Here is a 17,890-nt window from a genome sequence, read left to right on the forward strand (position 1 = left end):
AAGTAGACAACGAAGCAACAAAAAAAACCGAGGCAGGTGGAGTAGACCGTGATGAAAGTGTTCCCGTTTCTGGGCGCCCTGTTGCTTGCTGGCTGTGGCCTGGCCTATCATTCATCGTCCGTATCAGAGGGAGTCGCCGAAAGCGGCTCGCAAGTGCGTGTGGTTCCTTTGACGGCTGAAAGTGTTTTGGCCGCGAACCGATCCAGCTATGTTCCAAAACAGCTTCCCGAAGTGTTCTTTGCCTCGGCCGGGGCAGGGGGCGGGTTAAAAATGCCCAATACTTCGGTTGAACCTGCCTATCTGCCCGAGTCCCGACCGGGAAAGATCGAAACCCGGGTTCCGCCCGAACCTGCGCGCACGCAATACCGGATTGGGATCGAAGACAAGCTTTTGCTGGCAACGCCTAGCGCAACGTCGTCGGTTGAGGAACTGACCGGCTTGCTGGCAGCCGAAAACAAGCGTCAAGGGTACACCGTTCAGGATGACGGCGCGATTTCGATTCCCGATGTTGGTCGTGTGATGGTAGCCGGCAAGACGCTGGAAGAAGCCGAAAACGCCGTATTCAACGCCTTGGTCGAGGCCGGGCTGAACCCGGCTTTTAGTCTCGAGATCTCTGAATTCAATTCCCAGCGCGTTTCAGTTGGCGGCGCCGTCAGTTCGCCCACCGTAGTGCCTTTGACGCTAACGCCGTTGAAACTGAACCAGGCGATCAACGCGGCCGGCGGGTTCCAACTGGTGGATCAGGACTACGCTTCGGTTCGCATCTATCGCGATGGCACGCTCTACCAGATCCCGGTGCGGGAGTATTATCAGAAGGGATCGTTGCAAAACGTGACGCTCCAGGATGGGGACAGCGTTTTTGTTGACACTGATTTCGAACTCGACAAGGCGTCGGAGTATTTCGCTCAACAAATCCAGCTGTCGAACTACAAGCAGAATGCCCGTTTCAACGCGTTGAACGAGCTGGAAGTCGAAGTAAGCCTGCGACGAGACGAGCTTGACGAACAGCGCGAGAATTTCTCTGAACGCCTTGCTGTTGAGGCCGTGGACCGGGATTATGTTTATCTGGTCGGCGAGGTCTTCCAGCAGGCGCGTTACGCGTTGCCCTTCGAGCGCAAAGCGACATTGGCCGACGCCCTCTACAGCGAAGGCGAAGGGTATCTGAACCGGACAGGCGACCCGCGGCAGATCTACATTCTGCGTGGTGAGGCAAATCCTCAGGCGTTTGGCGGTGTGACCGCTTGGAATCTGGATACAACCAATGCGGCCAACTTCATTCTCGCCACACGGATGGAATTGCGCCCGAACGATGTTATCTTTATTGCGGAGCAGCCGATCACCAAATGGAATCGCGTGCTGACGCAGCTGGCACCAAACCTCGTCACCTCATCGGTCGCGGGTGTTGTAAACTAAAATTGGCCCCAATCTGCTCGGGGCTTGAACAAAACTCGCAAGACGGGATTGTTGCGTGAACAATATTGAACCGATCAACCAGAACACGGCTGCCCATCCCAACCATCCAACCGGCCCGCAGGTCGAAACCGTCATCGCCGACGACGACGAAATCGATCTTGGGCAATTGTTCCGAACCCTCTGGCGCGGAAAGTGGTGGATCGCAGCCTGCATGGCCGTGGCGGTTCTGATTGGCGGATACTATGCCTATATCGTGGCTGTTCCGGTCTACTCGACCACCGCTTTTGTTACGCTGGAGAATCGGCAGGAACAGGTGGTCGACTTTGAAAGCGTCGTGTCCGGTCTGGCCGGAGACCAGACCAGCATCAACACCGAAGTCGAAGTGCTGAAATCCCGCGAGCTGGCCAAAAAGCTTGTGGTCAAGCTTGATCTGGTCAACGATCCGGAATTCAACGGCCGCTTGCGGGAAGATCCGGGCTTTTCGGTCGGTCAGGCCAAATCCTTCGTCAAGGGGCTGATCACCGGCCCCGAACCGGAGGCACCGGCCCCGACCGAAGAACAGCTTCTGGAAAACGTCACCACCACCGTGACCAGGGCCATCAACATCTCGAACGTCCGCAACACCTATGTGTTCAAGATCACGGCCACCACCGAGGATCCGCTAAAGTCCCGTCTGATGGCCAACACGCTGGCCGACCTCTACGTGCTGAACCAGCTCGATGTGAAATTCGAAGCTACCCAGCGCGCCACCGAATGGCTGTCTGAACGGGTCGCCGATTTGCAGGTCGATCTCGAAGCCGCCGAGGCCGAGGTCAAGGCGTTTAACGCGCAGACCGAATTGATCAGCCCTGAAGCCTTGGAAGGTCTCAACCGTCAGGCCAAGGACACACGGGAACGGCTGAAGCTGACAACCGAGCGCGCGCAGGCCGCCGCCAGCCGGATCGAAGCTCTGCAAGCCGCCGGTGCAAGCGGAAACCGCCAAGAGATGGCGCGAATTCTCAACAACCCAACCCTGAACCAAAGCCTGAAACGGGTGGAGTCAGGCACCATGCCCGGTGAGCTGTTCGACACCCAATTCGACCAGTTGGTTCGCGGCGAAACCGTTGGTCTGACCCGTCTCGAAGGCCAGATTTCGGGCCTGACCCAATCCCTCGACAACATCGAAGATCAGATCGAACGGCAATCCAAGGATCTCGTCACCCTGCAACAGCTGACCCGCGAGGCGGAAGCGGCCCGGTCCATCTATGAGTATTTCTTGGGGCGTCTGAAAGAGACATCAGTGCAGCAGGGCATCCAGCAAGCCGACAGCCGTGTTCTGTCCAAGGCCGTGTTGCCGACCTTCCCGTCTGCGCCAAGGAAATCCCGCATTGTCGCTCTCGCAGGCATACTTGGCCTGATGCTCGGTGCGGGCCTGATCCTGCTGCGCGAATTCCTCAACAATACCTTTCGCACCTCGCAACAGCTTGAGACCGGAACCGGCGTCACCGTCATGGGGCAAATCCCGCGACTGCCGGCCCGTAAGCGCCGCAACGTGATCAAGTATCTGCGCGAAAAACCCGCCTCAGCAGCGGCAGAAGCGATACGAAACCTGCGCACCTCGATCATGCTGTCCAATGTCGACAAGCCGCCTCAGGTGATCATGTTGACCTCGTCGATCCCCGGCGAAGGCAAGACCACGATTTCGCTGGCTCTCGCCCAAAGCTTCTCGGGTCTCGATAAACGGGTTCTGCTGATCGAAGGCGACCTGCGCCGCCTCGTGTTCTCGGAGTATTTCAGCGAGAAAGACTACGAAACTGGAATGATTTCGGTTCTCGCCGGGCAGACCCGACTGCAGGATGCTGTCCGACAGATCCCCGAAGTTGGAACAGATGTGCTGCTTGGCGAAAAGACCGAGGCAAACGTGGCGGACCTGTTCTCATCGGACCGGTTCGCCCAGCTGATGAAGGCGGTGCGGTCGGCTTATGACATCATCATCATCGACACGCCTCCGGTTCTGGTTGTTCCGGATGCACGCACCATCGCACAGCACGTGGACGCATTGCTGTTCGCCGTTCACTGGGATTCAACCGAGCAAACGCAGGTTTCCGAAGGCCTGCGGATGTTGGCCAGCGTCAACATCCGTCCATCCGGCGTGGTGCTGAGCCAGATCGACATGAAAGGCATGAAGCGCTACGGCTATGGGGGCCAGTACGGTGCTTACTCGCGCTACGGCCGGAAATACTACACAAACTAACGCTTTCTACTGGCAACATGGCCTTTGAACAGGCGGGTATGGCCTTTACCCGCGCGCTCAAATCACTAAACAGATTTTAGTTGTTTGTTTCATTCGCGCGCCGGACAACGCCGGAACGCGATCCAAAGTCAGGAACGAGTCATTGACCAAAAAAGCTCTCATCACCGGCGTCACGGGGCAAGACGGCTCCTATCTCGCGGAATTCCTGCTCGAAAAAGGTTATGAAGTGCACGGCATCAAGCGCCGTGCCTCGATGTTCAACACCCAACGGGTCGATCACATCTATGAAGATCCGCACACAGATCATGCCAAGTTCAGACTGCATTACGGCGACTTGACCGACACTTCGAACCTGACCCGCATTATTCAGGAGGTTCAGCCTGACGAGGTCTACAACCTCGGCGCGCAGTCTCATGTGGCGGTCAGTTTTGAAAGCCCGGAATATACCGCGGATGTCGACGCCATGGGCACCCTGCGTCTCCTCGAAGCCATTCGATTCCTCGGTCTGGAAAAGAAGACCCGCTTCTATCAAGCCTCCACGTCAGAACTCTATGGCCTGGTTCAGGAGATCCCGCAGAAAGAAACCACGCCGTTCCACCCGAGGTCGCCATATGCCGTGGCCAAGCTCTATTCCTACTGGATCACCGTGAACTACCGCGAGGCCTATGGTATGTATGCGTGCAACGGCATCCTGTTCAATCACGAGAGCCCGCGCCGGGGCGAAACCTTCGTGACCCGCAAGATCACGCGCGGTCTGGCCAACATCGCTCAGGGGCTCGAACCTTGCCTTTACATGGGTAACATCGACAGCCTGCGCGACTGGGGCCATGCCAAGGACTACGTCCGGATGCAATGGATGATGCTGCAACAGGACGAGGCCGAGGATTTTGTCATCGCCACCGGGGTGCAGTATTCCGTGCGGGAGTTCATTTCGTGGTCGGCGGCAGAGCTGGGAATCACGGTCGAATTTTCCGGCGAAGGCGTTGACGAAATCGCAACCGTAACCGCCATCGAAGGCGGAGATGCACCCGCCCTCAAGGTCGGTGACGTCATCATGCGGATCGACCCGCGCTACTTCCGCCCGGCAGAGGTTGAGACTCTTCTCGGCGATCCGGCAAAAGCCAAGCAGAAACTTGGGTGGACGCCAGAGATTACCGTTCAGGAAATGTGCGCCGAAATGGTCGCCGAAGACCTGAAAGCCGCAAGGCGCTATGCTCTGTTGAAGGATCACGGAATGGATCTTCCGGTTTCGGTCGAGGGGTAAGCCGATGAAAATCTATGTTGCAGGTCACCGAGGCATGGTTGGCGGCGCCATATTGCGTCGCCTCGAAGCACGCCGGGCCGCTGGCGAAGACATGACGATCGTGACCCGCACACATTCGGAACTGGATCTGTCCAACCAGCAGGCTGTTCGTGACTTTATGGGGGATGAGAAACCCGATCAGGTTATCCTCGCCGCAGCCAAGGTCGGCGGCATCGTCGCCAACAACAGTTATCCGGCCGACTTCATCTATGAAAACCTGATGATCGAATGTAACGTCATTCATCAGGCCTTCTCTGCCGGCGTCCGAAAGCTTCTGCAATTGGGGTCAAGCTGCATCTACCCAAAGCTGGCTGAACAGCCCATGCGCGAAGACGCCTTGCTGACCGGCGTGCTTGAGCCGACAAATGAACCGTATGCGATCGCAAAGATCGCAGGAATCAAATTGTGCGAGAGCTACAATAGGCAACATAACACGGATTACAGGTCGGTCATGCCGACAAACCTCTACGGGCCCGGAGACAATTTCCACCCCGAGAACTCGCATGTTCTGCCTGCTCTGATCCGCCGTTTTCACGAGGCTGTCCAGAACGGGACCGACGAGGTGATGATCTGGGGGACAGGAACTCCGCGCCGGGAATTCCTGCATGTCGACGACATGGCAGAGGCATCGCTTTTTGTGCATGACCTGCCCAAGGATGCCTATGACGCGAATACCGAGCCGATGCTCAGCCATATCAATGTCGGCAGCGGCACGGATATCAGCATTCTCGATCTGGCACAGATGGTTGGCGAAGTAACCGGCTTCACCGGCCAGATCACCACAGACCCGTCCAAGCCTGATGGCACCCCGCGCAAGCTGATGGATGTCTCGCGGCTGGACAACATGGGCTGGTCGGCGCGAATTGCACTGGCCGATGGCGTGCGCGAAACCTACCAGTGGTTTCTCGACAACCAGGATACGTTCCGTCGCTGACCTATCGAATTCAAGGAGTACATTATGACCGCGACCATTCATCCTTTGCTCCTTTGCGGCGGCTCCGGAACCCGGCTTTGGCCATTGTCCCGCAAAAGCTACCCAAAGCAGTTCGCCAACCTGACCGGCGAAGAAAGCCTGTTTCAGGCTTCCGCTCGACGCCTGTCCGGCGAAGGATTTGCTGCACCGCTCGTGATAACCGGATCGGATTTCCGGTTTATAGTTCTGGAACAGCTTGCCGGGGCCGAAATCGCACCCGCAGCAACCCTGATCGAACCCGAGGGCCGCAACACCGCTCCGGCCATTCTGGCCGCAGCGCTGGTGCTCGAGGCACAGGAACCCGGCGCGCTGATGCTCGTAGCGCCGTCCGATCATGTCATCCCCGATGCAGATCGATTCCGCGCAGCAGTGATAGCAGCCACTCCGGCGGCACAGGCCGGGCAGCTTGTGACTTTCGGCATCCGACCCGATCGCGCCGAAACCGGTTACGGCTGGCTTGAACTGACCCAAGCCCCGGATACCGAGTTTTCGCCTCTGCCCCAGCCGCTCAAGGCCTTTGTCGAAAAACCTGACACTGCGGCCGCGCAACAGATGCTGGACGCCGGCAGTTATCTCTGGAACGCGGGCATCTTCCTGTTCTCGACGGCTGCTCTGATCGACGCATTCCAAGCCCATGCGCCAGCCATGCTGGACGGCGCGCGCAAGGCCGTCGCAGCTGCCGAAAAGGATCTCGGCTTTACCCGGCTTGCGCCCGATCATTGGGCAACTCTCGATGACATCTCCATCGACTACGCCGTGATGGAAAAGGCCGACAACCTAACCGTCGTGCCTTATGGCGGTGTCTGGTCAGATCTCGGCGGCTGGGATGCGGTCTGGCGCGAAAGTGGCCCCGACGCGGACGGTGTTGTCACAACCGGCCCCGCCACCGCGGTTGACTGCGAGAACGCCCTGTTGCGGGCAGAATCCGAGGCTCAGCAGCTGGTTGGGATCGGATTGAAAGACGTGATCGCGGTGGCCATGCCAGATGCGGTTCTGGTTGCCCACAAGGACCGAGCGCAAGAGGTCAAGAAAGCCGTGGCCGCGCTCAAGGCCAACGGCGCGGCGCAGGCCGAGACCCTGCCGCGCGACTATCGCCCCTGGGGATGGTTCGAAAGCCTCGTCGTCGGAGAACGGTTTCAGGTCAAACGCATCCACGTCCATCCCGGCGCCGCGCTCAGCCTTCAGAGCCATCACCACCGGTCAGAACACTGGATCGTCGTGGAAGGCACGGCCAAGGTCACCGTCGACGAAGACGTGAAACTGGTGACGGAAAATCAGTCCGTCTACATTCCGCTCGGCGCCGTGCACCGCATGGAGAATCCCGGGAAAGTGCCGATGGTCCTTATCGAAGTGCAGACAGGCTCCTATCTCGGCGAGGACGACATCATCCGATACGAAGATGTCTATGCCCGCGGACAGGGCGCCAAGGGCTGAACCTCAACAACCGCGAAAAAAGATTGGCCCCGCCCTTGCCAAGGCGGGGCCAATCTTTTTCTGCAACCTAAGAAATCACCCTGCTGCGTCTACGGCCCTGCGCGTCAGCACGCCAACCAGATGCGCCCGATACTCCGAACTGCCATGCAGATCAGAAATCATGCCATCGGCGCCGGGCTTCATTCCTTCCAGAGCCGAAGCCGCAAAGTCTCCGCTCAGCGCGGCCTCTGCCTCGGCCCAACGGAACACCCCGCCTTCTGACGCGCCAGTGACCGCCACCCGGACCCCATCAGGATACTTCGCCACGAAAACACCCACGAGAGCAAAGCGCGAAGCGGGCTGGTCGAACTTCTGGTAGTTGGCCTTCTCCGGTACAGGGAACGAAACCGAGGTCACAATCTCTCCTTCGTCCAGAGCGGTTTCAAATAGCCCCGTAAAGTAGTCGTCCGCCGACAGGGAGCGGGCATTGGTTGTCACCGTGGCGCCGGATCCCAGAACCGCCGCCGGATAACAAGCTGCCGGGTCATTATTGGCAATCGAACCGCCAAGCGTTCCGCGGCTGCGTACCGCCGGATCGCCAATGTTACTGGCCAGATCCGCCAGCGCCGGATAGGATCCGGCCGCATCGGCAGCCACCTGAGCATGGGTCGTCGCGGCGCCGACTGTCACCGCACCGTCGCCTGCGTTCACCCCAACCAGCTCCGCCATTCCCGACAAGCAGACAAGGCTTTCCGGCGACGCCAGCCGCTGTTTCATTGTCGGCAGCAGCGTCTGACCACCACCCAGCGCCTGCGCGCCTTCTTTCTTCATCGCCGCAACGGCCTCATCGACAGTCGCCGGCTTCACGAACTCGAAATTGTACATTTCGTCTTCCTTTCCAAAGAGAGATGTTCCTCTCTTCATCTATTTGGAAATACTCCGGGGTGCGCGAGGGGCTGGCCCCTCGCCCTGCCCCTTCAACTCACCCCTGCATTGCGGCCCAGACACGGCCCGGGCTGACCGGCATATCGAGATGCGTCACATTGTGGCCTCCCGACTGCAACGCATCTACGACGGCGTTGACAACCGTGGGCGGAGATCCGATCGCCCCGGCCTCGCCGCAACCCTTTACCCCCAATGGATTGTGGGTGCAGGGCGTGACGCAGGAATGGTCCACCTCGAAGAACGGCACATCAGCCGCGCGCGGCATCGCGTAATCCATGTAGGACGCGCTCAACAGCTGGCCGTTTTCGTCATAGGTGCTGTTTTCCAGCAAAGCCTGCCCGATCCCCTGACCCAGTCCACCCTGGACCTGGCCGCTGACGATCATCGGGTTGATCACGTTTCCGAAATCATCCACCGCCGCAAATCGCTCGACGGTGACCTTGCCGGTTTCGGGATCAACCTCGACCTCGCAGGCATAAGCTCCGGACGGATAAGTGAAGTTGGCCGGGTCGTAGAACGCGGTTTCCTCCAGCCCGGGCTCGATATCCTCCAGCGGGAATTCGTGCGGGATATAGGCCTTGAGCGCCACTTCGCCGAAGCTCACCGATTTGTCGGTGCCGGCGACCGAGAACTGGCCGTCCTTCAGTTCGATATCCGCCTCGGAGGCCTCCAACATATGCGCCGCGATCTTGCGCGCCTTGTTGATGATCTTTTCGGTGGCCCGGACAACGGCCGACCCCCCGACCGCAAGCGAGCGCGAGCCATAGGTGCCCATGCCAAACGGGATCTTTGACGTGTCCCCGTGAACGATGTCCACCGACGACGCGTCGATGCCCAGCATCTCGGCAACCACCTGTGGGAATACGGTTTCGTGGCCCTGACCGTGGCTGTGGGCGCCCACCATGACCGACAGATTGCCGGTGGCATTCACCCGCACCGTGGCAGCGTCATAGAGACCGACACGGCTGCCAAGGATCCCAACAAGGTTCGACGGTGCGATCCCGCAGGCCTCGATATAGGCGTTGACGCCAAACCCCCGCAGCTTGCCCTTGGCTTCCGAAGCCGCGCGGCGCGCCGCAAATCCGGGGCGATCGATGATCTCTTCCAAACGGTCTACCAGCGCATCGTAGTTGCCGGTGTCATACTCGAGCCCGGCGGCACTCGCGAACGGGTACTGATCGGGTTTGACAAAGTTCTTGCGCCGGATCTCCAGCGGATCCATGCCCAGCTCCCGTGCGGCCATGTCGATCACCCGCTCGATGGAATAGGTCGCCTCGGGGCGCCCTGCCCCGCGATACGCGTCCACAGGAACTGTGTTTGTAAACACCGCTTTGACGTTCACATAGACGTTGGGAACCGTGTAGTTCCCCGCCATGAGCGTGCCATGCAGGAAGGTCGGTGTGGCCGTCGAGAAGTTCGACAGGTAGGCACCCACATTGGCCATGGTCTCGGTGCGGAACGCAATGAACGTGCCGTCCTTTTCACAGGCCAGCTCAATCTTTGTGACATGGTCGCGCCCGTGGCAATCAGTCAGGAATGCCTCGGAGCGGGTCGAAGTCCAGCGAACAGGACGGCCAATCTTCTTTGCGGCTGCCAGAACCAGAGCCTCTTCGCCGTAATGATAGATCTTCGAACCGAAGCCACCGCCGACATCAGGTGCGATCACAGTCAGCTTGTTTTCAGGAATGCCCAGAACAAAAGCCGAGATCAGCAGCCGCGTCAGGTGCGGATTCTGCGACGTCGTGTATAGCGTGTAGCTGTCGCTTGATGCGTCATAAACCGCCGAAGACGAACGAGGCTCCATCGGGTTGGCAACAAGCCGGTTGTTCACCAGTTCCAGCGTCGTGACATGCGGCGCCGCCTTGATCGCAGCGTCGGTCGCTTCGCGGTTGTCCTCGATCCAGCCCCAGTCGAAACACTGGTTCGTTTCGATCTCGTCATGCACAAGCTCGCTACCGGCCAGCGCGGCCGCCATATCGACCACGGCCGGCAACTCTTCGATGTCGGCGTCAAGCGCCTCGACAGCATCGCGGGCCTGTTCGGCGGTTTCCGCGATGACTGCGGCATAGGCATCACCAACATGGCGTACCTTGCCATGCGCCAGCACCGGGCGCTTAGGTTCCTTCATTGGCTCGCCGTCACGGCTGTTGATCAGCCACCCGGCCGGGTTGCCGCCTACCTCGACAAAATCCTCACCGGTAAACACAGCCAGAACGCCGGGCATCGCCTCGGCTGCGCTGGTGTCGATCGACTTGATCCGACCGTTGGCCACATCTGATCGGGCAAAGGCCGCAAAGGTCTGGCCCACCATGTTGATGTCATCTGTATACTTGCCGTTCCCGGTCAGGAACCGAACGTCTTCGCGCCGCTTCGGGCTGGCGCCAATGCCTCCGTCTTTGGGCATATCTGAATCCTCTTTGCTGTTGCTGGTCCGGGTCCCGTCCCGAGGCGATCACGCCTTCAGGGAATGCAGAGACCCGCGCAGGTCTGTCAGTTGGCTCCGGTCACTCGGCCGCTATCGCGCCGACATCCTGGCCACTGGCCGCAAGGATTGCCTTGACGATGTTGTGGTACCCGGTACAGCGGCAGATATTCCCTTCGAGATAGTTCCGGATCTCGGCCTCGGACGGCTTGGGGTTTTCCTTGAGCAAAGCCGCCGCCGACATCACCATGCCCGGCGTGCAAAACCCGCACTGAAGCCCGTGATGATCCTGAAATGCCTGCTGGATCACATTCAGGGATCCATCCGCATTGGCCTGACCTTCGATGGTTTCAACCTCGGCCCCCTCGGCCTCCATTGCGAACATCGTGCAGCTCTTGACCGGCTTGCCGTCCACATGCACGACGCATGCACCGCATTGGCTGGTATCACAGCCGATATGGGTGCCGGTCAGACCAAGCTCGTCGCGCAGAAAGGTCGACAGCAAGGTGCGCCCCTCCGCCTCGCCCGAGCGGACGCTGCCGTTTACCCTCATACTTACCTGGGTCATTCGTTTACTCCTCCCTGAGTACGATTGAGTGTCAACTGCCCAGCACGCGGCCGAGCCAGCCTTTCTTTTCACCTTCTTCTTCCGCAGCCGGTTCTTCCGCAGTGGCTTCCTTTTCCACCGGCCCTTCTACGGTTTGCTGGAAACGCTCAAAGAACTGGTCGGCCATCTTTTTGGCAAACCCGTCAATGATACGGCTTCCAAGTTGCGCCAGCTTGCCGCCGACCTTGGCCTCCACGTCATATTCCAGCAGCGTTCCACCATCTTCCGTGTCGCTCAGACGCACATCGGCTTCACCCTTTGCAAAACCAGCCGCGCCGCCCTTGCCCTCACCGGACAGTTTCAGACTTTCCCCCTCGACCATGTCCGAAAGCATCACGCCACCCTTAAAAGTGGCTTTGACTGGGCCGACCTTCTGAACGACAACCGCCTCGAATCCATCTTCGGGCGACCCCGACATCTCCTGACATCCGGGAACACATTCCTTGAGCGTTTCCGCCGAGAGAAGATTGTTCCAGACCTCAGACCGGGGGGCCGAAATCTCGCGCGAGCCCGTCAGTTGCATGGCTTTTCCTCCAATATGCGCTTCACTACAGGACCACCGCGCCGGTAGATCTGCAAGGATTTAGGAACCGACCCTGCGTCAGCCCTGAAACGACGGTCGTCTGCAATCGCAATGTGCCTGCCCAGGACTGTGAGGCTGGGGCGGTCGTGCCGTGTTTCACGGGTTGCACCAGTCGCAGCCTACGGCAAAAGCGAACCCGGGCGCCGGCTTCCGCGCATTCGTGAGTGTCATTGCATCCTCCCCATCGCGTTCCGGGATGTACCTACCGCAGCCCCTTCCGCTCGGGGTATAGGACATTGGTTTGAACCCGATGGGAATTCCGACCTTTGTCTAATGGTCCCCAGTAGGGCGGGTCAGGCTTCGACAAGGTCGTAATGCCGGATGGTACGCGCTGCGACCAGTTCAGCCTCTGCGGGGTCGATATGCGCGCTGGTGTAGTCGTCACCAACGAATGCCTTGAGCGCATCGAGATCCTCCCAGACCATCACGAAACTGAACTCGTTCGGCGTTTCGGACCGCGCCGCACCGGGCAGAACCGACACGATCCCCTTTGTGCCTCTCATCAGCGGAATCGCAGTGTTGTGAAAAAAGTCGGCAAACTCAGATTCCTTGCCGGGGTGCACTGTCACCTGAAAGATGCGCATGATCATGGTCGGCCCTCCCCTTCTGTTTGCATGACGCATGAACCTTTGGAGCAGATCCAAAGTGGCGACAACATACCATGAAACAGCAATCGACCTAAGCCCCGAGGCAGAAACCACATCATGAGAACGAGGAAGGGTCAGAAAAGGAGGTCAGACGCCGTAGTAGCCCCGATACCAAGCGACGAATTTGGCCAGACCGTCCCTGAGATCGGTCTGTGGGCGATATCCGGTCAGACGATGCAAAAGGGACGCATCGGCCCATGTCGCGGGTACATCGCCTTTCTGCATCTCCATGTAGTTCCGCACCGCCTTCTTGCCGACCGCCTCTTCGATAGCGTCGACAAAATCCAAAAGTCGCACCTTCTCTGAGTTGCCGATATTTACCACGCGATAGGGTGCCACTGGCGACAGGCTGTCGCCTTCGGCGATCTCGTCCTTCGAGGCAGGACGCTCCGGCGCAACGTCGATCAGCAACCGGATGCCGCGCACCAGATCTTCGACATAGGTAAAGTCGCGGAACATGTCGCCGTGATTGTAGATGTCGATGGGGCGGTCGTTCAGGATCGCATCGGTGAACTTGAAATAGGCCAGATCCGGCCGCCCCCATGTGCCGTAGACCGTAAAGAAACGGAACATGGTCGTGGGCAGGTTCCACAGGTGCGCATAGGAATGCGCCATGCTCTCATTGGCCTTCTTGGTAGCCGCATAGATTGTCAACTGCCCATCGGCCTTGTCGGTCTCGCAGAACGGCATGTCCTCGTTGGCGCCGTATATTGACGAGGTCGACGCCATCAGCAGGTGATCGATCTCCAACCGCCGCGCCGCTTCCATCACGTTGAACGTGCCGACAACGTTGCTCTCGATGTAAGAGCGCGGGTTCTCCAGGCTGTATCGCACCCCTGCCTGCCCAGCCAGATGAACGATCACGTCCGGCTGGAACTCATCCGCCACTTGGTCCAGCAGCGCCTGATCTTCCAGCATGCCCTCGGTGGCCGAGAACCCCGGCATCTGATGCAGGATGCCATGCCGGCGCTGTTTCAGGGTGACATCGTAATACTCGGTCATCCCGTCATATCCATGCACCTGGAACCCTTCGTCCAGCAGCAGCCGTGACAGGTGAAAACCGATGAACCCGGCGGATCCGGTGATCAGAACTTTTTTCAACGTTCACGACCTTTCGTGGAGATTCAGGCCCGCTCCCTCTGCCCCAGATCGAACGGGAACACAACCACCAGAAGATTGCCCGAGCCATACTGGACCCGCGCAGACAACCGGCGAACCGACGATCCCCGCCTCATCTTGCGTTCAGGAAGTCCTGCATTGCCCGCCGCAGTTCCTTAACGGCATCTTCTCGTCCAAGAAACTCGTCGGTAGTCATCAGCCTCCAATACTGGCCTTCTTCACCAAAGCGGATGCTCTCGATCAGTTCGCTGGTGATTTCAGCGACAAAAAAGGCCACATCAGCCCGACCGGGCTGGTGTGACTTGTAGTCCGACGCATAGACCAGATCAGCTGGGTCTACTTTGATGCCAAATTCCTCGCCGGTTTCCCGGATCGCACATTCAAGCGCGGTTTCATCGACATTCCTTTCCCCGCCCGGGAAATCCCAAAGGCCGGGATCGTGAATATACGGGAAATCATCGCGAAGATAGGTTACCAACTGGCCATTACAGAGCAGCGCGATCTTCGCACCTACATGTGTCTTTGCCTGTGTAATTGCATGGATTGCCATCTGTCCTGCGGCCTTCTTGATCTGTGCAGCTCTGTTTATTCTGACACCTGCCTTGTTGTGACGACGCCAGCGAAGTCGCCGAGCCATTGTCTTGACTGGACGATCTGGCCTGAGGCGTTGCTGATCCAGTAGACATTGACGAAGTTCTGATCGGTGCTGTTGCAGGTCTCGCGCATCATCCGGGTGGAGGTTGGGGTTCCCCGGATCGTCACGATCTTGTCGCCGCGGTTTTCCACCACGCATTTGTAGCTGCGCATTTCGGTCCGGTCGTTGCCGGTCAGGAAGGAGTGGAAGCGCACGGTTTCGGCTCTGTACCCGCCCAGCACCGCATCCATCGACTGCGCGATGTCCGAGGCCATCAGCCCCGCGCCAAAGCCGCGCTCGCCCACGATCATGCCCTGCCGGGTCAAAAGCGTGGCGCCATCCACCGACAGCCAGGTCCGCACCCCGTCGCGGCTGTTCTCCAACAGCATCACGCCTGCCAGCCCGCTGTCCAGAAAGCCCACCTGCAGCCGCGGCGCATCCGCATCCAGCAGCGGCTGGATGCGCGGGTCGGGCTGGGCCTTGCCGGGCTGCAGCAATGCCTGAAGCTCGACGAAATCGTTGCTGTCATTGGCGCAGCCACTGGTCATCGCCAGCAGCGGCATCAGCAAGGCAAGGGCCAGCGTTCGTCTCATCTGTAGAACCGCCCCCATTGTCCAACCAGCCGCCCGGCGCGCTCGTCTCTGGTGTATTCATGCAGCCGGTTGTCGACGATCAGCCGCGCCCCGCCATCGCGCAGAACCGGCCGGATTGTCTGCTTGACCGTCGACCGCGTCGGCTTGCCGGTCAGCCACGACACCGGAACCTCGAACCGGATCCCCTTGTCGAACGATCCCTCACCGAACTCTTCGGCACTGACATTGGTGAAGGTGGCAAAGGCGCCGACCTTGAAGCCGTTGTTGAACTCCTTGTCGAGCGTGAAGGTCGCGCCCCAATCCCCGGCAAGGTAGCGGCCCGCATCGATCTGCAGGTTATACTCGTTGCCCAGATCGTAGTACATCGAGCCGTGACCGGTCACGACGTCATAGCTCTGGAAGCCGAACAGCATGTCATAGTCACGCTTTTTGGCATAGTTGATCTCGGCCCCCAGCGCGAGGCGGCTGTCATTGGGATACCACAGCATCTCGGCCGAAACCCCGCCGAACATCTCTTCGAGATACCCGCCCGAGACCCGCGCAAACAGATCCTCACCCGGACGCCAGAGATAGGCCGCGGTCAGGCGCTGGACATACACGCTGGACTGGTTGCGCGCGTATTCCGCCCAGTCTGATCGCACATGGGGCAGGACCGAGTCCGAGACCCGGGTGGTCTCGTCGAGATTACCGATGATCGGCACCCGCAGGGCACCGGTCAGGAACAGGCCCGGCTGCACGACATAGTCGCCCTTGAACTCGGCCCCCAACTCATAGCGCAGCGGGTTGTCCGGATCGAAGAACGACAGACGCAGGTAAGGGCCGAAGCGATACCCGGTATGTGGAAAGGCACCCGGCACCGTGCCCGGCGGCAACCCGTAAGGCTCATCCCGGATCACCGAGCGCGCCAGCGTGCGCCATGCGCCATCCACATCGTTTTCCAGCTCGTAGAGATCGCTGCGCTGGGTCTCGATGGTGTTGATCGGCACGCCGTTCTTCAGAAGCGTGATATCAAACACCTCGATCGACGGGTCCAGCGTGTTTGCCATCGTGCGCGCGGTGCGGCCCGCCGCCTGCGCCGAGGCGGAAAAGCGGTTGTTCTCGATCTCGACAATGGCGCGGTTGCCCTCGACCCCATAGCCGGTCATCCGCAGGCCCTGCTTGTCGAGCCGCGCCCGCAGCACATCGCGGGCCGTCATGTCGCTGTCCTGGTCGGGCAGGTTCCAGCTCTCGGCGGCGACCTGGTTCTGCGGCTTCAGCGCCGGGGCCGCGCGGTCCAGCCCGCCCGGCGCCAGCGGGTTGCGCGGATCGAAGGCATAGGAGAGCTGCAGGCCCAGCGTGTTGCCGTACATGTAAGAGGCGTTCATGTTGACGCCGTTGCGAAACTTGTAGTTGACCCCGAAGTTCAGGGGGAAATCGGCATCAAACCCGATCTTCTGCTTCTCTTCCTGATATTCGTCCGAAGAGTATTCGGCCAAAAGGGAAAGCCGGTCGTTCAGGCGATACTCCAATCCGCCAAACAAGGCGGCCGGACCGCGGAACCACTGATCATAGGCCAGTTTACCGCCTGTAGAGCCTGTTCCACGCGGCGGCCGCGTTTCGAACTTGTCATCAAACACCGCCAGCGGGTTCTTGAAACTGTTGCGTTGGCCTAGCCGGCCCCAACCCATGCCGCCGGTCACTTTCCAGCGCTCGGCAAAGGTCTTGGTCAGAACGACATATTCACTGCCATAGATCCCGGTGCCGCCGAAATCGCGAAAGCCAACGCCGATTGCCGGACCCCGGGCGGTTTCCTCGCGCAGGCGAAAGTGGATGTCGAAGCTCCGGTCATACCGGCTTTCGGCACCGCCTCGGTTGAAATCCTTGATGTAGGAATACCGAAACGAGCCATAGACCCAGGGCAGCATCTGGAACGTAATTGTCCCGCGCGCAGTGTCCTTGAAGGCGGCGCCCGTAAACGCAAGATTGGCCGTTGGCAGCACTTCTGCCGACGGCATGTCGATCAGGCCCGGCGTCCCATAGGTCGACAAATTCTGCGCGCGCACGGAATCCTCGGCCAGCAATACACAGCCGAATCCCAGTATCGCGCATGCGGCAATACGCATCTAAACCTGCTCACTCAACATTATCATTTTGTTTTTTAAGAGCTTTACCAAATTGGCCGGAAAGCTTCACAAATTGGCGCGGTGCGCGTATCACTTCCGGCGCAACTGCGCTAGATTTACCACAACCAGCCGTTGCCAAAACGGAGCTCGAGCATGCTGAAATCATGGATTGCCAAGGGAACCGGCAATTCTCCGATCTACCCGTCCATCGCACCTGACGTGCCGTTCTACCTGATCGGTGACGTGCATGGCCGATCCGACCTGCTTGGTCGGCTGCTCAGCAAGCTTGTGCCACAGCATCCGGTGGTGCTGGTGGGGGACTACGTGGACCGGGGCGAGGAAAGTGCCGGGGTGCTGCGCCAGCTCTTTGGACGCCCAAACACCTATTGCATCAAGGGCAACCACGAAGACATGCTGCTGTCCTTCCTCGAAAACCCGATCGAGCACGGCCCGCGCTGGCTGCGCTATGGTGGCCTACAGACGCTGGCCAGCTTTGGCATCGCCGGGCTGACCGAGACCAGCCGCGGCCCGGATCTCGAAGCGGCCCGGGACGCCCTGCGCGACGCCATGGGATCCGAGATGATCTTCTGGCTGCGCACCCTGCCGCTCACTTACGTGAACGGCAATGTCGGCGTTGTTCACGCTGCCGCAGATCCCAGGTTCGGTCTCGAAGACCAAAAACCCAAACACCTGCTCTGGGGACATCCCGAGTTCGGCAGAACCCCACGCCGCGACGGCATGTGGATCGCCCACGGCCACACCATCATCGATGAACCACAAGCCACACAAGGCATCATCGCCGTCGATACCGGCGCATACGCAACAGGCAAACTCACCGTCGCAGGTATCGGCAACGGAGCCGCAGAATTCCTGACGATGAAGTGAACAAGTCACAGGGGCCGC

The 17,890-nt window shown here is 59.5% G+C and carries 15 protein-coding genes; 6 read left to right on the forward strand and 9 right to left on the reverse strand.

The window, feature by feature from the left end:
• Positions 1–51: 51 nt before the first annotated feature.
• The 5 genes from ACP15U_RS15765 (at position 52) to ACP15U_RS15785 (ending at position 7,356) form a co-directional block, all read left to right on the forward strand.
• Positions 52–1,413 (forward strand): polysaccharide biosynthesis/export family protein, encoded by a 1,362-nt coding sequence (locus ACP15U_RS15765; RefSeq protein ID WP_425046127.1) that lies wholly within the window; start codon positions 52–54, stop codon positions 1,411–1,413.
• 55 nt (positions 1,414–1,468) lie between these two features.
• Entirely contained in the window at positions 1,469–3,646 is a 2,178-nt protein-coding gene (locus ACP15U_RS15770) for a GumC family protein (protein ID WP_425046111.1), read from the forward strand.
• 142 nt (positions 3,647–3,788) lie between these two features.
• Complete coding sequence (gene gmd, locus ACP15U_RS15775; protein WP_425046112.1) at positions 3,789–4,910, forward strand: GDP-mannose 4,6-dehydratase; 1,122 nt, start codon at positions 3,789–3,791, stop codon at positions 4,908–4,910.
• A 4-nt stretch (positions 4,911–4,914) separates the two neighbouring features.
• Entirely contained in the window at positions 4,915–5,883 is a 969-nt protein-coding gene (gene fcl / locus ACP15U_RS15780; RefSeq protein ID WP_425046113.1) for a GDP-L-fucose synthase, read from the forward strand.
• Between the two features lie 24 nt (positions 5,884–5,907).
• A complete protein-coding gene (locus ACP15U_RS15785; RefSeq protein WP_425046114.1) occupies positions 5,908–7,356 on the forward strand; it encodes a mannose-1-phosphate guanylyltransferase/mannose-6-phosphate isomerase in 1,449 nt (482 codons plus the stop codon).
• A gap of 75 nt (positions 7,357–7,431) precedes the next feature.
• Here ACP15U_RS15785 and ACP15U_RS15790 read toward each other — a convergent pair whose 3' ends face one another.
• The 9 genes from ACP15U_RS15790 to ACP15U_RS15830 form a co-directional block, all read right to left on the reverse strand.
• Entirely contained in the window at positions 7,432–8,220 is a 789-nt protein-coding gene (locus tag ACP15U_RS15790) for an FAD binding domain-containing protein (protein ID WP_425046115.1), read from the reverse strand.
• A 97-nt stretch (positions 8,221–8,317) separates the two neighbouring features.
• The gene (locus tag ACP15U_RS15795) at positions 8,318–10,684 is read right to left on the reverse strand and encodes a xanthine dehydrogenase family protein molybdopterin-binding subunit (RefSeq protein WP_425046116.1); all 2,367 of its coding nucleotides are present in this window, start codon (positions 10,682–10,684) and stop codon (positions 8,318–8,320) included.
• A gap of 100 nt (positions 10,685–10,784) precedes the next feature.
• The gene (locus tag ACP15U_RS15800; protein WP_425046117.1) at positions 10,785–11,270 is read right to left on the reverse strand and encodes a (2Fe-2S)-binding protein; all 486 of its coding nucleotides are present in this window, start codon (positions 11,268–11,270) and stop codon (positions 10,785–10,787) included.
• A 31-nt stretch (positions 11,271–11,301) separates the two neighbouring features.
• Positions 11,302–11,832 (reverse strand): CoxG family protein, encoded by a 531-nt coding sequence (locus tag ACP15U_RS15805; RefSeq protein WP_425046118.1) that lies wholly within the window; start codon positions 11,830–11,832, stop codon positions 11,302–11,304.
• Between the two features lie 353 nt (positions 11,833–12,185).
• Positions 12,186–12,482, reverse strand: coding sequence for an antibiotic biosynthesis monooxygenase family protein (locus tag ACP15U_RS15810; protein WP_425046119.1), 297 nt, complete (start codon positions 12,480–12,482; stop codon positions 12,186–12,188).
• 144 nt (positions 12,483–12,626) lie between these two features.
• Entirely contained in the window at positions 12,627–13,640 is a 1,014-nt protein-coding gene (locus ACP15U_RS15815; RefSeq protein WP_425046120.1) for a GDP-mannose 4,6-dehydratase, read from the reverse strand.
• Positions 13,641–13,770: 130 nt separating this feature from the next.
• Entirely contained in the window at positions 13,771–14,208 is a 438-nt protein-coding gene (locus ACP15U_RS15820; protein ID WP_425046121.1) for an NUDIX domain-containing protein, read from the reverse strand.
• Between the two features lie 35 nt (positions 14,209–14,243).
• Entirely contained in the window at positions 14,244–14,855 is a 612-nt protein-coding gene (locus tag ACP15U_RS15825) for a YjbF family lipoprotein (protein ID WP_425046128.1), read from the reverse strand.
• A gap of 26 nt (positions 14,856–14,881) precedes the next feature.
• Positions 14,882–16,987, reverse strand: a complete 2,106-nt coding sequence (locus ACP15U_RS15830; RefSeq protein ID WP_425043072.1) for a YjbH domain-containing protein — start codon at positions 16,985–16,987, stop codon at positions 14,882–14,884.
• A 153-nt stretch (positions 16,988–17,140) separates the two neighbouring features.
• Between ACP15U_RS15830 and ACP15U_RS15835 the strand changes: the two genes are divergently transcribed.
• A complete protein-coding gene (locus ACP15U_RS15835; protein WP_425043073.1) occupies positions 17,141–17,872 on the forward strand; it encodes a metallophosphoesterase family protein in 732 nt (243 codons plus the stop codon).
• Positions 17,873–17,890 lie beyond the last annotated feature (18 nt).

Source organism: Primorskyibacter sp. S87 (assembly GCF_049801055.1).
Taxonomy (GTDB): Bacteria; Pseudomonadota; Alphaproteobacteria; order Rhodobacterales; family Rhodobacteraceae; genus JBNAGF01.